1 protein-coding gene is annotated in these 579 nt (G+C 67.0%); it reads left to right on the forward strand.

Annotated elements, in window-relative coordinates:
• Positions 1-579, forward strand: a 579-nt coding sequence (locus OC373_RS18770; protein ID WP_261998283.1) for an efflux RND transporter permease subunit, incomplete at both ends; no start/stop codon positions are given.

Consider the following 579-nt stretch of genomic DNA (forward strand, 5'->3'; position numbering starts at 1 on the left):
CGCCCGGCGTGGCCGAGGTCGCCAGCGTCGGCGGCTTCGTGCGCCAGTACTCGATCACCGTTGATCCGGTCCGGCTGCGTGAGTTCGACATCCCGATTTCACGGGTGTCCGAGGTGATCGCGGCGAGCAACCGCGACGTGGGCGGCCGCGTGATCGAGATGGCCGAGACCGAATACATGGTCCGGGGCCGCGGCTATCTACGCGGCATCGAGGACATCGAGCGCCTGGTGCTACGCGCCGAAGGAGGCGCACCGGTGCTCATCGGTGATGTGGCGCAGGTCGAACTGGTGCCCGACGAGCGCCGTGGCATCGCCGACCTGGATGGCGAAGGCGACGTCGTGGCCGGGATTGTCATTGCGCGATTTGGCGAGAATGCCCTGGCCGTGATCGGCGGGGTAAAGAACAAGATCGCGGAGCTTGCACGCGGCCTGCCCGAAGGCGTCAGCGTCCAGGCCGTCTACGACCGGTCCGACCTCATCGTGCGTGCAATCAAGACGCTGCGTACGACGCTGCTCGAGGAGAGCCTGATCGTCGCGCTGGTGTGCCTGGTGTTCCTGTTCCATGCGCGCAGCGCGCTGG

Origin of the sequence: Stenotrophomonas sp. Ste96, from assembly GCF_024519495.1 — a bacterium.
GTDB lineage: Bacteria > Pseudomonadota > Gammaproteobacteria > Xanthomonadales > Xanthomonadaceae > Stenotrophomonas > Stenotrophomonas bentonitica_A.